Source organism: Ruegeria sp. L12, from assembly GCF_056531745.1.
Genome location: NZ_JBQFMH010000014.1, coordinates 17,437 through 33,811, shown reverse-complemented (window position 1 = coordinate 33,811; position 16,375 = coordinate 17,437). Strand labels below are relative to the sequence as shown.

Annotated in this window: 15 protein-coding genes; 8 read left to right on the top strand and 7 right to left on the bottom strand. The window is 55.9% G+C overall.

Annotation, left to right across the window (positions count from 1 at the left end):
- Positions 1-55 precede the first annotated feature (55 nt).
- Positions 56-604: a ubiquinol-cytochrome c reductase iron-sulfur subunit gene (gene petA, locus ACR0K9_RS18135; RefSeq protein ID WP_050605700.1), complete on the top strand. Its 549-nt coding sequence runs from the start codon at positions 56-58 to the stop codon at positions 602-604.
- A 292-nt stretch (positions 605-896) separates the two neighbouring features.
- On the opposite strand, the gene ACR0K9_RS18130 is transcribed toward petA, so the two are convergent.
- Both ACR0K9_RS18130 and ACR0K9_RS18125 read right to left on the bottom strand, forming a co-directional pair.
- Positions 897-2,147, bottom strand: a complete 1,251-nt coding sequence (locus ACR0K9_RS18130) for an MFS transporter (RefSeq protein WP_170417937.1) — start codon at positions 2,145-2,147, stop codon at positions 897-899.
- A complete protein-coding gene (locus ACR0K9_RS18125) occupies positions 2,134-3,162 on the bottom strand; it encodes a lysylphosphatidylglycerol synthase domain-containing protein (protein WP_170417940.1) in 1,029 nt (342 codons plus the stop codon). The genes ACR0K9_RS18130 and ACR0K9_RS18125 overlap by 14 nt, the downstream gene beginning before the upstream one ends.
- Positions 3,163-3,251: 89 nt before the next feature.
- Between ACR0K9_RS18125 and ACR0K9_RS18120 the strand changes: the two genes are divergently transcribed.
- Entirely contained in the window at positions 3,252-3,665 is a 414-nt protein-coding gene (locus tag ACR0K9_RS18120) for a heavy metal-responsive transcriptional regulator (RefSeq protein ID WP_170417943.1), read from the top strand.
- A gap of 284 nt (positions 3,666-3,949) precedes the next feature.
- Positions 3,950-4,426: a DUF411 domain-containing protein gene (locus ACR0K9_RS18115; RefSeq protein ID WP_170417950.1), complete on the top strand. Its 477-nt coding sequence runs from the start codon at positions 3,950-3,952 to the stop codon at positions 4,424-4,426.
- A gap of 211 nt (positions 4,427-4,637) precedes the next feature.
- Here ACR0K9_RS18115 and ACR0K9_RS18110 read toward each other — a convergent pair whose 3' ends face one another.
- Entirely contained in the window at positions 4,638-4,856 is a 219-nt protein-coding gene (locus ACR0K9_RS18110) for a GDCCVxC domain-containing (seleno)protein (RefSeq protein ID WP_237215937.1), read from the bottom strand.
- Positions 4,857-4,860: 4 nt separating this feature from the next.
- Complete coding sequence (locus ACR0K9_RS18105) at positions 4,861-5,184, bottom strand: hypothetical protein (protein WP_170418031.1); 324 nt, start codon at positions 5,182-5,184, stop codon at positions 4,861-4,863.
- A gap of 145 nt (positions 5,185-5,329) precedes the next feature.
- Between ACR0K9_RS18105 and ACR0K9_RS18100 the strand changes: the two genes are divergently transcribed.
- The gene (locus ACR0K9_RS18100; protein WP_170417953.1) at positions 5,330-5,749 is read left to right on the top strand and encodes a MerR family transcriptional regulator; all 420 of its coding nucleotides are present in this window, start codon (positions 5,330-5,332) and stop codon (positions 5,747-5,749) included.
- A 447-nt stretch (positions 5,750-6,196) separates the two neighbouring features.
- Here the strand turns inward: ACR0K9_RS18100 and ACR0K9_RS18095 are convergent, their stop codons facing one another.
- Together ACR0K9_RS18095 and ACR0K9_RS18090 are read right to left on the bottom strand one after the other, a co-directional pair.
- Entirely contained in the window at positions 6,197-7,609 is a 1,413-nt protein-coding gene (locus tag ACR0K9_RS18095) for a sodium:solute symporter family protein (protein WP_480825332.1), read from the bottom strand.
- Positions 7,610-8,069: 460 nt separating this feature from the next.
- Positions 8,070-8,975: a LysR family transcriptional regulator gene (locus ACR0K9_RS18090; RefSeq protein ID WP_480825330.1), complete on the bottom strand. Its 906-nt coding sequence runs from the start codon at positions 8,973-8,975 to the stop codon at positions 8,070-8,072.
- A gap of 208 nt (positions 8,976-9,183) precedes the next feature.
- On the opposite strand from ACR0K9_RS18090, the gene ACR0K9_RS18085 reads away from it, so the two are divergent.
- Together ACR0K9_RS18085 and ACR0K9_RS18080 are read left to right on the top strand one after the other, a co-directional pair.
- Positions 9,184-10,917, top strand: a complete 1,734-nt coding sequence (locus ACR0K9_RS18085) for an arylsulfatase (RefSeq protein WP_480825328.1) — start codon at positions 9,184-9,186, stop codon at positions 10,915-10,917.
- Positions 10,918-11,047: 130 nt separating this feature from the next.
- A complete protein-coding gene (locus tag ACR0K9_RS18080; RefSeq protein ID WP_480825326.1) occupies positions 11,048-13,270 on the top strand; it encodes a mechanosensitive ion channel family protein in 2,223 nt (740 codons plus the stop codon).
- Between the two features lie 83 nt (positions 13,271-13,353).
- Here the strand turns inward: ACR0K9_RS18080 and ACR0K9_RS18075 are convergent, their stop codons facing one another.
- Positions 13,354-13,536 carry a hypothetical protein gene (locus ACR0K9_RS18075; RefSeq protein ID WP_480825324.1) on the bottom strand — a complete coding sequence of 61 codons (183 nt, stop codon included), beginning with the start codon at positions 13,534-13,536 and terminating at the stop codon, positions 13,354-13,356.
- A gap of 208 nt (positions 13,537-13,744) precedes the next feature.
- Between ACR0K9_RS18075 and ACR0K9_RS18070 the strand changes: the two genes are divergently transcribed.
- Positions 13,745-15,379 carry an RcgA family putative transporter gene (locus ACR0K9_RS18070; RefSeq protein WP_480825322.1) on the top strand — a complete coding sequence of 545 codons (1,635 nt, stop codon included), beginning with the start codon at positions 13,745-13,747 and terminating at the stop codon, positions 15,377-15,379.
- Positions 15,372-16,340, top strand: coding sequence for an alpha/beta hydrolase (locus tag ACR0K9_RS18065; protein WP_480825320.1), 969 nt, complete (start codon positions 15,372-15,374; stop codon positions 16,338-16,340). Before ACR0K9_RS18070 ends, ACR0K9_RS18065 begins: the two co-directional genes overlap by 8 nt.
- Positions 16,341-16,375 lie beyond the last annotated feature (35 nt).

Genomic DNA, 16,375 nt, shown 5'->3' with positions numbered 1-16,375 from the left:
CCTCGTCCGAGTCCTATAATTCGATGAACCCGTCCTGACGCACAGGAGGAACAATATGTCTGAATTTTCTGAAAGACAGGCACCTTCAGAGCCTGAAACTCGGCGCGATTTCTTATACTTCGTCACCGGCGGTGCCGCCATCGTGGCCACGGGCGCGGCGGTCTGGCCACTTGTTAACAGCATGAACCCCAGTGCAGACATCTCCGCCCAAGCCGTTGTCGACATAGATCTTGAAGGTGTCGGACCAGGAACGAGGATCACTGTTAAATGGAAAGGCAAGCCGATCTTTATCGACCACCGGACTAAAGAGCGGATCGCGCTGGCGATAGCAGAAGACGATGCACCAATGATCGACCCGCAACCTGACGCCGAGCGCGTACAGCGACCGGAATGGCTGGTAGTTATTGGCGTTTGCACCCATCTGGGATGCATACCACTCGGGCAGGGCGGCAGCGAACCCACCGGAGACTGGGACGGTTGGTTCTGTCCGTGTCACGGTTCACATTACGACACGTCTGGCAGAATTCGGAAAGGCCCCGCGCCCCGCAACCTCGATCTGCCCCCTTACGAGTTCGTCACCGACACACGGGTCAAAATTGGGTGACGGCGCGGTGAACTTTGTTCAGAGGCGCGTGCCTCACCAAGTTCGTTTGTCAGTCCTCGAATATCCCTCGATCAGCGCCGCGATGCTATGTGGCGGAATTCGACATGTACCCCGCTTTCTGGAGTTTTCGAGAAGAGACCTCGCCGTCATGTTCTGAACGGAACAATTCTAATCGCTGCGCTCAACGTTTTCTGCTTCGCCCATGTTTAGACATGCCATCTTGCCTTTTGACAGGATCGCATCTGAATTGCGGGTTGAGAGGAAACGCTTTGGTCCTGAACAAGGTGCTATTTCAACCCCGTGTCAGCCGCGCGGCGATCGCGACCTGTCCCAGCGCGGCCAGGATCGCAGCGATGAACACGGCTTCGATGGCGATCATGCTGACCACCACACCGCCCACAAGCGGCGCCAGCGCCGCCGGGGCCGCAAAGCTGTTGAACCACGCGGAATAGGCCGGGCGGCGGTCGTCGGGCGAGATCTCCAGCAAATAGCCGAGATAGCCGATGGTCACCCCGTTCATCATCGCGCCGATCAGGAAGAACAGCACCGCGAAACCGGTCAGCCCCGAACCCGTGACCACAAGCAGCAAAACCAGCACCGGAGGTCCGAGACGCACCAGTGCCACTATCCCCAGCAGGCGCAATTTGCCCGCCTGGTCTCCGATGTGGCCCCAGAGCGGATTCGAGGCCAGCGCGCCGACAGTCTGCGCCGCCAACAGCGTTCCGACATCCGCCGCCCCGAGGCCGCTGCGGCTGGCGGCAACGACATAGAACGGCAACGCCATCAGCGTCGCTGCACCAAGCCATTGGAAGATCAGGAACAGCCGGAACCGGTGGTCCTGCCGCAGCGTCGAGAAACCTTCGCGCAGAAATCCAGACAGATTGGCAGGACGGTCCCGTGGCGCCCTTGCAGCGGTAGCGGGCTCACCCGCGGAGACAAAAAGCGTCGCAGAGACGATCATCAGCACCGCGCCGAGCCAGAAGATCAGCGCATAGGCCCTGAGCGGCGGCATCACGTCGAGCGCGTGTCGCAGAAAGCCCGCCACCAGAACCGCCAGAACACCGCCGCCGAAAAAGCGCCAGGCCAACATCCGGCTGCGGCGCTCGGACGGGATCGCCCGGCCGACGATGTCGTTGTAGGGCACCGCGACCACGCCGCTGACAAAGGCATAGACCGTCCACAATCCCAGCATCCCGAGCGCCAGCGGAACCGGAGGCCAATCGACCTGAGGCCAGTCGGCCCCCCACCACAGAAGAATACCGATCATCGCGACCGTGATCGCCCGCCCATAGGCACCAAGGGCGTAGAACGGCATCCGCCGATCGGTGCGCTCGGCGAGGTAGCCCACCGCGAACTGGGGCAGCAGCCAGCCAAGACGCAGGACCGTGCTGGCATAGCCCACGGCCAGCGCGCTACCGGTCAGCATATGCACCAGACTGGCCACCACCGTCGCGCTGTCCACCGCCGCCGACCCGCCCTGAAACACCGCACCAGCACCGGCGATGCGCCAAAATCTCGTGTCTTCGGGATTACGCCTTGCCATTTGCCGCCTCTGCCTCCGCCCGGGCGCGGCGGATGTCGATGCCGCTCTGCCACAACACCGTCAGGCCGATCCCGACCACCAGAAGGATCGTCAGCACATAGTTGAACAGGATCATCAGAAGGGCGGTTTCGTCCGGAACGCCAAGCACCTTGAGCGCGAACCCCGCCCCAAAGACAAAGCTCGCCGGGATGCGCACGAAACGACCCAGAACCATGGCGAACCCGGCAAACACCATCAGGAACAGGTAATCCCACGCGCTCAGCACCACGCCAACCGCCAGCCCGGCCCACAGGAAATGGGTTGTCGCCACCAGCTTACCCGCAATGGCTGCGGCAATGGCGGCGACGCGGCGGGCCCGTGCCTGTGGCCAGACGATCCCTTCACCGAGCGCGGTGCGCAGATACGCGCCATCGGCCCCGATGCGGGCGGCAGCCCAGTCGAAGAGTCGGCAGACCAGAGGGTCCTCGCTCAGAAGTGACGCGCGGAACCGGAACAGAACCCAAAGCAGGCTGCCGAAAAGCATCAGGTTCAACAGGCCCGCAACGCTCAATCCCAGCCGCAGGTCACCCTCGATCTGTGGAATCTGGCCGGCGGCGGCCACCGCTCCGGCAAAAAGGGCGAAAACGACGCCGTCGAGGAACCGGGCGATGATCGCGGTTGCAAGCACGGTCGCCATCTTCAAGCGGTCGAGCCGGGCAACCAGCCAGGCCCGGACCAGCGGGCTGATGCCGAGCGGGACAAGGACATTTGCGCCATAACCTGCCAGTAGCGCCCCCGTCAGCCGCAGGGTGCCGACGGGTTTCACGTCGAACAGGATCTGCCGCCACTTCCAGCCGCTCATCAGCTGCTCCAGCAGGATGGTGGCGGCAAGAATCGCGATCCAGAACATGTTGGCTCCGCGCAGGCCCTGCAGAAACAGCGCAAAATCGAGGCTGCCGTAGAGCGCAAACACCAGATAGAGCGCCAGGGCGGAGCCGAATATCGGCAGCAGCCACCGTTTCAGGAAGGTCCGCATTTGACATCCTCGCAACTACCAAGACCTCAATGTTTTAACCTCCGTATCATGATACGGTGTCAAGATGACGGTGACGGAGGGAGACCGCGATGCAACCACTCAAGATCGGCCAGGCCGCGCGCGAGACCGGGATAGGCGTCGAGACGATCAGATTTTATGAAAAGAAGGGCCTTGTCACTCAGCCGCCGCGCCCAATTGACGGCGGCGCGCGGGACTATGGTGGTGACACGCTTTGGCGGCTGAAATTCATATCCGGCGCTAAGAAGCTCGGATTTTCGCTGGCAGAAATCGCGGAAATTTTGGAGTTGCGCACGGCACCAAATACCGAGTGCGTCGCGATGCAGGCCAGAGCGCGCAAAAAGCGGGACGAAATTCAGGAACGGATCGAAGGGCTTGCACGGTTGAGGAACAATCTGGACGAGCTGATCGCGGCGTGTCCGGGGCGTGGTGGAATTCAGAACTGTTCGATCGTGGGCGCCATAGAACGCAGCAGTGAGAAATAGGCGCAATTCCGGCCTTGAACGGAGGGTAGCGGCGTTGCTTGCGAACCGGGTTATTGCCAAGCAGGACCCAGAACGGCAGGTGCAGCGAAAAAAGGAGAGCGAGGGTTCCGCTTCCGAGCAGAGTTTGCGCCAGATCATTGTGAGAAATCCCTGCGTCGCCCAGAAAGCCATATCTGATGAGTGTCGGAGGGTGACGGACAAGTCGGCCCTGTAAATGCGGTCCAGCTTTTATCCTACCGGTGCGATTTTATATCGGTTTAAGACAAGTTTACCCAAGAGGGAACATGACAATGAATAACCTGAGCCGCCGCCGCTTGATGCAAGGAGCCGCGGCAATTGCGTGCAGCGCGGCGCTTCCCGCCTTCGCGAAAACCGGTCCCTCAATCCATGTCCTGAAGGATCCGAATTGTGGGTGCTGCGGATCGTGGATCAAAATCATGCGGGCGGAAGGTTTTGAAGTAGGCGTGGAAAACAGTGCTTGGGAGGCCTTGAACGCTTACAAAACCGCCAATGGGATTCCGGAGGGCATGATGTCATGCCACACGGGTCGCGTGGAGGGCTACATGATCGAAGGACACGTCCCATCCGCTGACATTCGGCGCCTGCTGGGCGAACGCCCGAATGCTGTCGGACTGTCGGTTCCGGGAATGCCTTTCGGCTCACCGGGCATGGGGCCGGAAAGTGAACGCGAAGCCTTCGACGTCTTTCTGATCCGCAAGGATGGAACCACAGAGGTGTTCGCCAGCTACCCGGCCGCATAATTTCCCGATGGCGCTGGCAAGATCCTGACAAACACGGCGCTCGCTTCTGCTGCCTGGTTTACGTGACATTCTTCACGGCAAACCAGTTGATCCGTGACTTCACGCCTGCCTTGTCCTACCGGGCAAGTTCCAGCCTACGGTGAAAAAATACCTGCGTCCGCAAAGCCTGATGACCGGCTTTGCGGACAAAACCGACATCCCGGTCGCCGTATCAACCGCAGCATTTGTCGCCCGCCTGAATTGGCGGGCATGGGGCCGATCCGTAGGAACAGTAGACGCAGCAATCGCCGGGAAGTGGCTTCAGGACTTTTCCGCAAGATGTGCATTCGTAGAACCACTGGCACGCGTCTGTTGGCATCGTTTCAGGCCTTGAATGTCCACATTCCGGGCAGATGATCGTGCTGACAAGGTTCGGGTGCTTTTCACTCATGGCGTCACATCAAGGTTATCAGGAAATCATTTATTCGGATTTCGTTGAGCACGATAACCCAAGCGATGGCCGTCAACGCAAAACTGCCTGTCAGCCACCATTTGAAGCGGTCGAGCGAACCACGGCGATACGCGACGATGCCAGAGAGAAACAGCAGGGCCGTCGAACCGCCGAGCACGTAATAACTCGCGGCGGCGATCTTGCCGAATACGGCCAGCCAGCTCCCTCCCAAGCCAAGCAAAATCAAGGCCATCGGCAAGATGCAGCAGGTCGCAACGCCAAGTGCGGTAAACGATCCAAGAAAGCTTGCGCCAACAAACTTGCTCATGGTCAGCTTTCTCCGGCTTTGACGAACTCGAGCGGAAGCCGGTTCGACTTCCTCGATTTTTGCTTCGCGCGGTATGTGAAATTCGACATCATGACCGACAACATGCACCCTGTAGTAGCTACAGGTTCAAGGGAAAGGTCATCACATGATTGCGATTGGCGAAGCGGCGAGATTGACCGGTCTGTCGGTCGAGACGATCCGCTACTACGAACGGGAAGGCATAGTCGAGAAAGCCGGTCGAACCGCCTCGGGACGCCGCGCATACACGGAACGGGAAATCTCCGAGCTCAGATTCATCAAACGCTGCCGCGATCTTGGCTTTACCATTCAGGGTGCATGCGCACTTCGCGAATTGTCCAAAGCGCCCGAGCAAGCTTGTCGTGACGTCGAAGACGTCGCAACAAGACATCTCGACAACGTCAGGTCAAAAATCGCCGCCCTCCAACGGTTGGAGCAAGCACTGGCAGAACTTGTGCAGACCTGCACCGAGGGTACGGCCTCATGCCCCCTGCTAACGGCGTTGCTCAACGAGCCTATCGCCAAAGAAAAAATAAACGACACCTAATTGCAACGCCCGGAAAGGATCGAATCTGGCCAACTCAGTTTGCGGAAAGACTACAATGCGGCTCAAATCCGGCTCGCTCATCATTACCCACCCCATGCCCGAACTCTCTGCCTGTCCTCATCGCAGGCGAGAGTGACATTCCTGAATTGCTCATGGGTGACATTTGAGCTTTGCGGCTACAGATTGCGGAAGCATAAGTGAAATTATGTAAATTGTCCGTCCTTTGCCATTTTAGCAGCAGAATGAGCTAGTTTCTCAAAGACCAAGGTGCGCCTTGGGAGAAAGCTCTACCACCCTCAACCCGCTGTTAGATGCGACGCTTACTTGCCCACTGTTCCACGCACAGACAAGCATAACTGTTTTGCCAGCATGGGAACCCCGCACCTCATTGAGGCTTTGTCGCAAAATTCACTAAAGTAGGAAGGCGGGTGCAATACACCCTTTCATCTAAGTGCATCCTTTTCGAGGAAAGACCAGCGTCGTCGCCAAAAACACCGCAGCCGAGACAATAAACCCAGTGGATGCCGAACCAAGCGGTTGAAACGGACTGTTTCCAGTAGCAAAAACATAGATCATGGCTAGCAGCCCGCTGACTTGCGTGAGGATAACGCCCGTGGTGCTCACTTTTGGCCAAACGGTACCGAGCAATGGCCAAAGCGCCAGTGTCGCGATCGATGCGCTCAAGGTGACCAAGGGAACGATCGTTCGTGTACCGAACTCGGTCACGGCAATCGAAATCGCCAGTGCCATAATGAGTAAAACCAGAACTCGCGAAATCGTGGTATTATGCACTTCGTCGCCAGATCGCGTTGTTTGTGACAGGAAATCGCGCGACAAGATTGATCCTGACGTCAATACAATGCTGTCAATCGTGCTCATGGCGAGAGCAAGAATAGCGACGATAAGAACAGTTCCACCAACTGGCCATAGCGCACTCAACGCGGCCGGTACCAGGCGATCCGGATCAATTTGAACATCGCCAAAGTGCACCGTCGCGGCCATCGCCGTAGCTAGAATGCAGAGTACAACAACGAAGTAGGACAGACAGCTCATGGTCGCGACGTACTGGATTCGAGTTTCTTTTCGCGCCATCAACAGGCGCTGGAACATGTGCGGCCAGAGAAAGAACGCAAATGACCATGACAGACAGTTATCTATGAAGGGCGGTAAATTGCTTGCGGAGAACATGATCTTGTCTGGCATTGACAGGTTAATTTGGGTGAGTACCTCAATTACTCCCCCTTGCGCACTGATCAAAACAAAAGCGGCGGCAAGTAAGAATATAAGGATGATGATGCCCTGCAGAACATCGCTCGCGACAACGGCTCTTGCACCGCCAAAGAAAACGTAGATCGCTATAGCGAGCGCACAACTTATCACTCCAGTTTCAAACGGTATTTGACCGCCGGAAACTCCGGCGAGAATTTTGCCGACGCCGACAATCTGCGCGGATAGGAACGGGAGCAGCGACAGAAGTCCCAGCAGGGCAGCCAATAATTGAACATTGCGGGATCCGTAGTGACGGCCGAAATACTCAGCCTGGGTGACAATCCCACCTTGGCGTCCTTGCTTGGCGATCGTCGGCCCAAAGGACCAAACGAGCGCCGACGTCATTAATACTGCTACAAACATCTGCGAGAATAGAACGCCGCCAGTGTAAAATAGCGCTGGGGTTCCAGTGACTGCGAGAGCATTCACGGCGGAGGCAACGAGGGTGGCCGTCAGGGCAAACATGCCGATATCTCGGTCAGCGAGATAATAGCTCTCGATCGTTCCGCGGCGCTTCGCTCTCGCCCAAATAGCAACGCCGATATGAGCCAAAAAATAGGCCGTCAGAGCGTAGCTGGTAGCTAGGGTCATGGAAGTTGACTACCCGAGCGAGCAGGCGTTTCGCCAAATTGCTCAGGACAGGCCCTTAGAATTTCGTTGTAGTTACCGACCTCACACTCGAGCAAGATGACGGTTTGAGTTGCCTTAGGTATCCCGGCCAGGCGCTCGTGCGAACGACCCAACCGTCGCCAGAGAAGAAGCCGTGCCAGATTGCAGTCTCGATTTGCCTTGAAGAGTTCGAACAATCTCAAAATACTGTTTTCTCTGTTTTCGCTGAGCTCTAGCGCTGATTTTGGCTCTGCAAGATTGAAATTCATGTCGTCCTAGGCGGTTTGCACGGTTCCAACCTATCTTACAAGAAGCTTGCATGGTTTCTGTCGGCCAAGAAACTTGCCGTCTTTTGGGCGCCATGCTGGTGTAACCTGTAAGACGATGGCTAAGGTGCGGTAATTGTAGCCCGTCTCAAAAGATATCGATCTGGATAGTCGATTCACTCCCCGAATTCCGTCCGCAATATCCGCCAAAGCACATCCAAAGAGTCAAAGCGGTGGTTTCTTCGGCGCGCGAAACAGATATTCCATTGAATTTCAGTCTGAGTGGCAACCTGCTTGAGGCGTCCAAGTTTGGCATGTTCCGCAAACGCGTCGGTCATGCCGCCACAGACAATGTCGCATCGGCACGCCAAATCGATGAGCATCCCATAATCGTCGCATTCGATCTGAGGGAGTCGCTCAGCAAGCTCCCAAGCTTGGGCATCACCTCCAAGGATTTCTGCAAACGTTGCCCGCCAATGCTTATGCAAAAATGGTGCCATCAGAGGCTGTCGAAAGAGTTTGTCTAACGACACCGGTGCTTCTGCGTGAATAGGATGCTCTGGTCGCGCCCAGAATGAAACGGGCCTGCGGTGTGCTACCTGGATCTCAAGGTCACTCAAGTCCGGTGTATGGGTAAGGTCGCAAACGGCAATATCGATACTTCCGCTGCGCAGAGCTTCGAGCGGCTCCTTGGTGGCCCTCACATCGATCCGGACCCGCAGGTCCGGCATTTCAGAAAGGAGTTTTTCGAGGCTGGGGGAGATAATTGTTCGCGTCGTGAGTGGCCCACACCCAATTGCAAGAAGGTCTCCACCTTCGTTGCGCAAAGCCGCGACGCCGCGTTCAAAGGCATTTCCCGCAGTGTCCAAATCGGAAAGAAGTTGAAGAAATTTTTGACCCGCATCAGTCAGAGTGGTTCCGTTTCGGCTGCGTTCGAATAGACGTTGCCCTGCATAATCCTCTGTCTGCGAAATCCGACGTGACAATGTGGCTGGTGAAACCCCGGCAGCTGCGGCTGCTTCACGAAATCCTTCCAATCGCGCGAGAGCTTTCACGGCAACGGCCAACTTTGTGTCAATCATGTTTGTTGCCCTTCGGCGGCCACGAATACTGTGACGAGTTTCCATGCGACAATCCGGGGCCGCAATCTCGATTTCACAAGTTTATACACTCGTTCCGAAAAGTGAAACCTTGGCTGCAAGCTATCGCAACGACAGCTCTAATACGCAACGATAAGCTGTGTCGCGCTTCTAGAAGTGCGCTTAAAACGGCAATTATGGCGAGTTTGGTATGAGACGAATTTTCCCCCTTTTTTCCGCTTTAGCGGCGCTTGGTTTTTCAGCCGCGGCAGCGCAAGAAGATACACGCCCCAATTTCCTGATCTTGATCGCTGACGATATGGGTTTCTCGGACGTCGGTGCATTTGGCAGCGAGATTGAGACACCAAATATCGACCAACTCGCTGCCCAAGGGATGTTGTTCACCAACTTCCACGTTGGTGCATCCTGTTCACCCACGCGAACCATGCTCATCAGTGGGGTAGACAACCACCTTGCGGGTCTGGGCAACATGCTTGAGATTCAAGCCGATAACCAATTTGGAAAGCCGGGGTATGAAGGCCATCTTAATGACAGCGTAGTGACAGTCGCCACGTTGCTGCGCGATGCCGGCTACCACACCTATATGGCCGGGAAATGGCATCTGGGCCATGACGAGGATACCATAGCCTATGCGCGCGGATTTGATCGTTCCTTTATGCTGGGTGAAAGCGGTGCGGACAATTGGGTCGAGCAACCCTATGCGCCTTTTTACGAGCGCGTTCACTACTATGAAGACAACGAACTCGTGTCTTTACCCACTGAAGACTACTTTTCGACAGAGCACTACACAGACACCATTATTGACTACATCGACAGCAACATAGATGACGGAAAGCCATTCCTGGCCTGGGTGGGTTATCAAGCGGTGCACTATCCCCACCAGGCCCCAAAGCCCTACATCGATAAATACGACGGCGTCTACGACAGTGGGTTTGCCGATTTGCGTGATAAACGTTTGGCGCGTCAGGTGGAACTTGGGATCGTTTCTCCGGAGGTCGCGCTCGATGCTTCAATGGACAAAACCAGCTACGACCCTTGGCGGCTTGAGGATTGGGACGCGCTGTCCGGCGAAGAGCAGGCTTTCCATGCCCGCCGGATGCAGACTTATGCAGGAATGCTCGACAATATGGACGAAAACATTGGAGAGATTTTCGCCTATCTGGAGGAAAAGGGTGAACTGGACAACACTGTCATCCTGTTTTTGTCTGACAACGGCCCGGACCCCAACCAACTGACGCTCTCACCTGATTACCGTGAGTGGTATGAGGCCAACTATGACACTGTATGGATGGAGGATTACCAAGGCGATTTCTCGTCGATGGGACAGAAAGGTGTCTACGCGGACTACGGTCCGAGTTGGGCAGCAGCTGCAGCGACACCGGCTAGTTACTACAAAACGTTCTCGACAGAAGGGGGCCTGCGTGTTCCGTTGATCGTGCGATATCCCGAAATGGTAGCCGCAGGCACAAAGGTTGAAAGCTTCGCCTTTGTCCTGGACGTTGTCCCAACTCTGCTGGAGTTGGCAGGTGTTGAGACACCAGGCTCGACCTACAACGGTCGCGAGATCAACCCACCCAGTGGGATCAGCATGGTGCCGGTCTTGTCTGGCGCGCTTGATACCGTCCGCAATGAAGACAATCCAGTCGGCTACGAGCTGGCTGGTTCCAGCGCTGTGTTCAAAGGGCGCTACAAGCTGTCCCAAAACCCACCGCCAAAAGGCACAGGAGAATGGGAGCTCTACGATACAATTGCCGATCCGTCCGAGATCAACAACCTGGCTGCGGAGATGCCGGACCTCGTCGCAGAAATGCAAGCGTTCTTTGATGAATATGCAGAAGAGGTCAATCTCGTCCCGGTGCCCGAGGGCTACAACCCGCTAGAGCAAACTGTAATAAACGCCCAACGCGGTGGCGGCTTGCACTGAAACAATTGCAGCGTTTCAAGTCGTTGGAATGCTTTAGCGTAAGATCGTCGATCTGGTCAGGTTCTGAGTGTTCAAGCCTGACCAGATGCGGCCAGCTTTTCAATCTCAACTCATAGGCAAAGTGGGACATATGTTTCGGCTATTCACTAGTGTTACCCTGATTGGCTTCTTGCTTTTGGTCGGGCCGTTGCACGCGCAGGTACCGACCTCGTCATCAACGGATTCACCTGCAACGGTCTCAATTCCCGAAGACCTGACGCCCGAGCAAGTCGACGATCTGGTTGCACGCATGTCTGATGATCAGGTCCGTTCCATCCTGCTGGAACGGCTGGATGCCGTCGCTGAACAGAACGCGGCGGCCGCCGAAGAACGGGAAGATCCGATCACGGAAATCAACGAAATCTGGGCCGAGATGGTCGCATCCTGGACCCATGTCATTGTCACGATTCCCAATATTTTCAGCGCCCAGGCACAAGCGGCGGACAACTTCATAACAAAATTCGGCGGCAATGGCGCCTTGTTGCTTGTGGGTCTGATTTTCAGCGTTCTTGTGGTTGGTTTCATTGCTGAAAAGCTGTTCGGCCTGCTGACGCGGAATTGGCACGCCAAGGTCAGTGTCGCAGACGAAAACGATCTATGGGGCGCTGCAAGGTACCTGTTTATCCGTTTTTGCCACGAGATCGCAGGCCTGGTGGTCTTCTATGTCGTTATCCGAGCCATCGGTCGCGGACTTTTGACCCCTGAACAGGTCACGTACGCCGCGCCGTTTGTGTTCTACCTCATCTGGATTCCCCGTCTGGGTGCGGCGGCGTCGCGGTTTATTCTTGCCCCGAACAAGCCGGAATACCGCCTGGTCAATATCGACGATCATTGGGCGAAATACCTGCACCACAACTTGATCGGCCTGTTGATCCTGATTGGCTTTACCTTGTTCCTGCTGCACTTCAACCGGCTGAACGGCATCACTGGCGGCGAGACGCGCATTGGCTTCTGGCTCAATGCAGCGATCCATATCTATATCGGGGTCATCGCCTGGACCGCGCGCGAAGGTCTGTCGCAGATGATGTTGGGCACCGACCCGGATCATACCAAGTTCGATGAAGAGATCGCACATTACTACCCCTACTTTGCGATTGCCGTGTCTGCCGTGATCTGGCTGCTGGTTGAGTTCCTGGCCGCGCAGCGTGATCCCGCGATCCGGGCCATCCTGCTGCAAGGTGCGCATTTCACCACTATGTTCTGGCTGCTGATCGCCCCGGCGCTGGACACCTTGATCCGAGGTCTGGTGCGTCACCTGCAACCCCCGATGCTGGGCGAAGGTCCGGTGGCCGAGCAAGCCTATAAATCGACCAAACGCAGCTATATTCGCATCGGTCGCGTTTTGGCCGGCATCCTCGTGATCCTGATGATCGCCAAAGCCTGGAACCTGGACTTGCAGGAAATCGCTGGTGGCGGTGAAGAAGACGGTAGCAGGCTGATTCAATTCTTCATCATTATCGCGGTTGGCTATATCTTGAACGAGGTTGTCTCGCTCTGGATCAACCGGCGTCTGGCCAAGGAGCAGACGGCGGATCAAAGCCCCGATGAAGAAGCTGGTGAAGGCGGCGGCTCGGGCGGTTCGCGGCTGGCCACCGTTCTGCCGCTGCTGCGGGTTACCGCTCAGGTCGCGATTGCGGTGATCTTCGTACTGCTCGCGCTTGGGGCCTTGGGTCTGGATATAACGCCGCTTCTGGCCGGTGCTGGTATCCTGGGCCTGGCCATTGGTTTCGGCGCTCAGAAACTGGTCTCGGACATCGTTGGCGGCATCTTCTTCCTCATCGACGATGCGTTCCGCGTGGGCGAGTATGTCGATGTTGGCGGCACCACCGGGACGGTCGAGAAAATTTCGATCCGGTCGATGCAGCTGCGCCACCATCGGGGGCCTGTGCATACCATTCCTTATGGTGAGATTCAGAAGCTGACCAACTACAGCCGCGACTGGGTCATCATGAAGCTGAAATTCACCGTGCCCTTCGACACCGATCCCAACAAGGTCAAGAAGATCTTCAAGAAGATCGGGGCCGAGATGATGGAGGACGAAACTCACAAGGATGGCTTCCTGCAGCCGTTCAAGTCGCAAGGTGTGTTCGACTTTGACGATGTCGGCATGATCATCCGTGGCAAGTTCATGGCCAAGCCCGGCAAGCAGTTCACCCTGCGCAAGGAAATCTTCAACCGCGTCAAGGCTGCCTTCAAGGAAAACGGCATCGACTTTGCCCGCCGCGAAGTGCGTGTTGCAATCCCGGGTCTGGAAGAAGCCGAGCACTTGACCGAGGAGCAGAAGGCCGCTGTTGGGGCGACTCAACAAGCTTAGTAGCAGGGGGAAGAGCATTGTTGGCTAAACTATGCTGAATTCGGCGATCTAGCGGCAATTCACCTAACCTCAGGATAAATCTCTCAAAGACGAAGGCGCGCCGTGGGAGAAAGCTCCACTACTTTCAACCCGCTGTTAGATGCGACGCTTACTTGCCCATTGTTCCACGCATAGACAAGCAACACTGTTTTGCCGGTATTGGCATCCTGCACCTCAATGATCGGTTCAGCTCTTTTCGCGCGCTCGATTGATTGCTGTGTCTGCATTTTTGTTCCTTGGTAACCTGCAGGCCCATTCCTCAAAACCCAGCGTCAAGCCAAGGTAGGGGACTTTCGACTGCTCGATTTTGCGATCCACCCCAGGATATGAAGCGGGATATTGCTCAACTTATAGCTGAGTATCTCGGCTCGTTGACAATCGCACGAAACAAAACGACACAGGACGAAATGGAACGAAACGAAAGCGTGGAAGCCATTGATCAAGCGCGGGAAATATTTTGTTCCTCCGCCGAAAAACGGCAGCGACATCAAAGAGCTCTTCAAGTACTTGATGTCTGTCGGCGCTGGTCTTCCGACTGACGAGACCGGATTGCCTGTCGGCTCCTGGACGCCAGAGCTTCTTGCCAGCACGATCTCTCAATTCGAGTCCAACAAAATGGGCGTAGACCTTCGGACCGTCCAGCATTGGTTTCAGGACAACGACAAAGGTATTAGCGCGGACAACATTCATTGGCTGGCGCGCATCTTTGGTTGTGACAATCCTGAGGCCATCACGGCGTGGAGGGCGGAACTCAACGCTGCCAACAGGCGATTGGCAGCAAAGCGAAGAGAGACGCGGAGTGCCCAAAAACGCGGAGCGAACCGCTCTGATGGTGCTTCCAAGGGCGACGATCCAGATGAGATTGCGAACACAAGGAACCGCGACAAGAGGGTGGAGCCAACGAAAATCCCGGGGCTGGCCGGGCGAACAGAGGCGATGTTCAGTGCTCGTTCTTCATTGGGCTTGCCTGCCGTCGTGTTCGCCGCCGCCACCGCTCTGGGGCTGATGTCGTTTTCATTGAGCATTCACAGCGTTCTTTTCGCACTTCCGACCGGTGCGACAAAGCAAGTCGGTTTTTTGTGGGCCCCGAATTGGACAGTTGTGTTCCTTGTACTTCTGCCAATCTACTTCGCTGTGTTGATCAATCTGTTAAAGCAGTGGAAAGAAGAATGGCGAACTGACTTAGTAACGAAGCTGCGCTACAAGTCGCCACGAACAAGCTGGGCAAGCAGGGTTACAACGATGTCCTATGTCTATTGGGCAGTGTTTGTCGTGACCGTTTTGATAGCCTCAGCTTTCAACTGGGTGGAAACACACCTGATCCCATTGCTAACTGGGAACGCAGGGAACTGGCCGGTGGACTGGGGAAGAATTGCGATCGTTAATCCTGATCTGGTTTCACTTCCGAACGCCATTGTTTTCTCCGGGCTCGTCTTTCTGCTGAATGCCTTTGGGTCCTATCTGTTCTTTGCCGGCTTGATCGTCCTCTATACGCTCACCGATGATTTTGTCGATTTTTCTACGAGCCTCGCCCACGACGGGGCTGCCGATCAGCGCCAGCATCTTGCAAGGATCGGCGAAGACCTGATGGTTGGGGTTTTCCGGTGTTGTTCATTGGGCCTTATGATCACCATCTTGATGAAGCTTCAGGCCAGCTACCTGCTCTCGGACAGCAGGGACATCGTTCATTGGCTGGCTGCCGATCTGCGAGCCCCATTTCGGAGTAGCGTCCCTCAATATAACGGGTACGGATTCCATCAGAATGTGCCGGGTTTCTACTACAGCTTCTTCTGTCTGCTTGTGATTTTCGCAGTGTTTGTGATCTGCACCGCCAGAATCCGTAAAGCGATTACGAACCTGGGCGTGCTGAATGGCGAAAACACGGAACGACTGTCCTTGATGATGATGTACGGGGTCCTGCTCCTGCTGACGGTGACGTATATGCTAATTGATGTGTTTCCCGGCTTCACGGTCCTTTTGATTGCCGCCCTAGTCTTGGCTGCATGTTTCCTTACACGTCCCACCTTGGGTCGGCTGAACGCAACAAAAACGAGAGAATTAGATGCTTAAGACGATTGCTCTGGATAAAGCCCCCATTCATCCCGATGTCGCGGAAGGCCCATCCGATGTGCGCGCCTATTGGGTACTTGCCGATGACAGTGTTCGTCTCAGGGTGGCTCATTGGCCGACCGAGAAATCCTCCAAGGGCACTGTCTTCCTGCTTCAGGGGAGAACGGAAAACATCGAAAAATACGGACGAACCGTCGAGTATCTACATCGCGCTGGCTACACTGCGTTCGCGGTTGATTGGCGCGGCCAGGGACTTTCCGACAGGCTCGCCGAAGATCCGATGATGGGTCATGTCGTCAGGTTCTCTGACTACCAGAAGGACGTAGCGGCCGCGGTAGAAGCGGCTAAGTCTCTCAGTCTGCCGCAGCCTTGGTACCTCATTGGGCACTCTCTGGGCGCGTGTGTCGGCCTGCGTGCAATAATCGAAGGTCTTCCAGTTTCAGCATGCGCGTTCACAGCCCCCTTGTGGGACATTAACTTACCGACATTGCAACGGCTCGGAGCATGGCCTCTATCATGCGCGTTTCAAGCTCTTGGAAAAGGTGCCACCTACGCTCCTGGCACGCGCGGGGAAAGCTACGTGCTGACAACAGATTTCGATGACAACCGGCTGACACACGACCCTGATATGTACCAGTATTATCAAAAGGTTTCGGAATCTCTGCCTGACCAGCAAATCGGTGGACCAAGTATGTCCTGGTTGTTTCAGGCCCTCAAAGAAACTCGAGCACTTTCTAAGCTGAAGTCTCCCGGCATCCCGTGTCTCACGTTCTGCGGCGCTGAGGACGAAATCGTCGCAATCCCCGCAATCAAGGACAGAATGGCACGTTGGCCCAATGGGAAATTGGAGCTGATGCAAAACGCGAGACACGACGTCTTGTATGAGGTGCCAAATGTTCGCGAGACCGTATTGGCTCAAATATGTGAGCTTTTCGGCTCAACAACAAAGACAGGCCGATAGCGTCGACCTTGTAGGCCGGCCGTGTTCTGGCCGCG

Bases quoted from the DNA above. Each gene is read 5' to 3' on its own strand.
- ACR0K9_RS18100 (WP_170417953.1), top strand. From the start codon at position 5,330: ATGATTGCGATTGGCGAAGCGGCGAGATTGACCGGTCTGTCGGTCGAG.
- ACR0K9_RS18130 (WP_170417937.1), bottom strand. From the start codon at position 2,147: ATGGCAAGGCGTAATCCCGAAGACACGAGATTTTGGCGCATCGCCGGT.
- ACR0K9_RS18075 (WP_480825324.1), bottom strand. From the start codon at position 13,536: ATGCAGACACAGCAATCAATCGAGCGCGCGAAAAGAGCTGAACCGATC.
- ACR0K9_RS18090 (WP_480825330.1), bottom strand. From the start codon at position 8,975: ATGATTGACACAAAGTTGGCCGTTGCCGTGAAAGCTCTCGCGCGATTG.
- ACR0K9_RS18095 (WP_480825332.1), bottom strand. From the start codon at position 7,609: ATGACCCTAGCTACCAGCTACGCTCTGACGGCCTATTTTTTGGCTCAT.
- ACR0K9_RS18105 (WP_170418031.1), bottom strand. From the start codon at position 5,184: ATGAGCAAGTTTGTTGGCGCAAGCTTTCTTGGATCGTTTACCGCACTT.
- ACR0K9_RS18085 (WP_480825328.1), top strand. From the start codon at position 9,184: ATGAGACGAATTTTCCCCCTTTTTTCCGCTTTAGCGGCGCTTGGTTTT.
- petA (WP_050605700.1), top strand. From the start codon at position 56: ATGTCTGAATTTTCTGAAAGACAGGCACCTTCAGAGCCTGAAACTCGG.
- ACR0K9_RS18115 (WP_170417950.1), top strand. From the start codon at position 3,950: ATGACAATGAATAACCTGAGCCGCCGCCGCTTGATGCAAGGAGCCGCG.
- ACR0K9_RS18080 (WP_480825326.1), top strand. From the start codon at position 11,048: ATGTTTCGGCTATTCACTAGTGTTACCCTGATTGGCTTCTTGCTTTTG.
- ACR0K9_RS18065 (WP_480825320.1), top strand. From the start codon at position 15,372: ATGCTTAAGACGATTGCTCTGGATAAAGCCCCCATTCATCCCGATGTC.
- ACR0K9_RS18120 (WP_170417943.1), top strand. From the start codon at position 3,252: ATGCAACCACTCAAGATCGGCCAGGCCGCGCGCGAGACCGGGATAGGC.
- ACR0K9_RS18125 (WP_170417940.1), bottom strand. From the start codon at position 3,162: ATGCGGACCTTCCTGAAACGGTGGCTGCTGCCGATATTCGGCTCCGCC.
- ACR0K9_RS18110 (WP_237215937.1), bottom strand. From the start codon at position 4,856: ATGAGTGAAAAGCACCCGAACCTTGTCAGCACGATCATCTGCCCGGAA.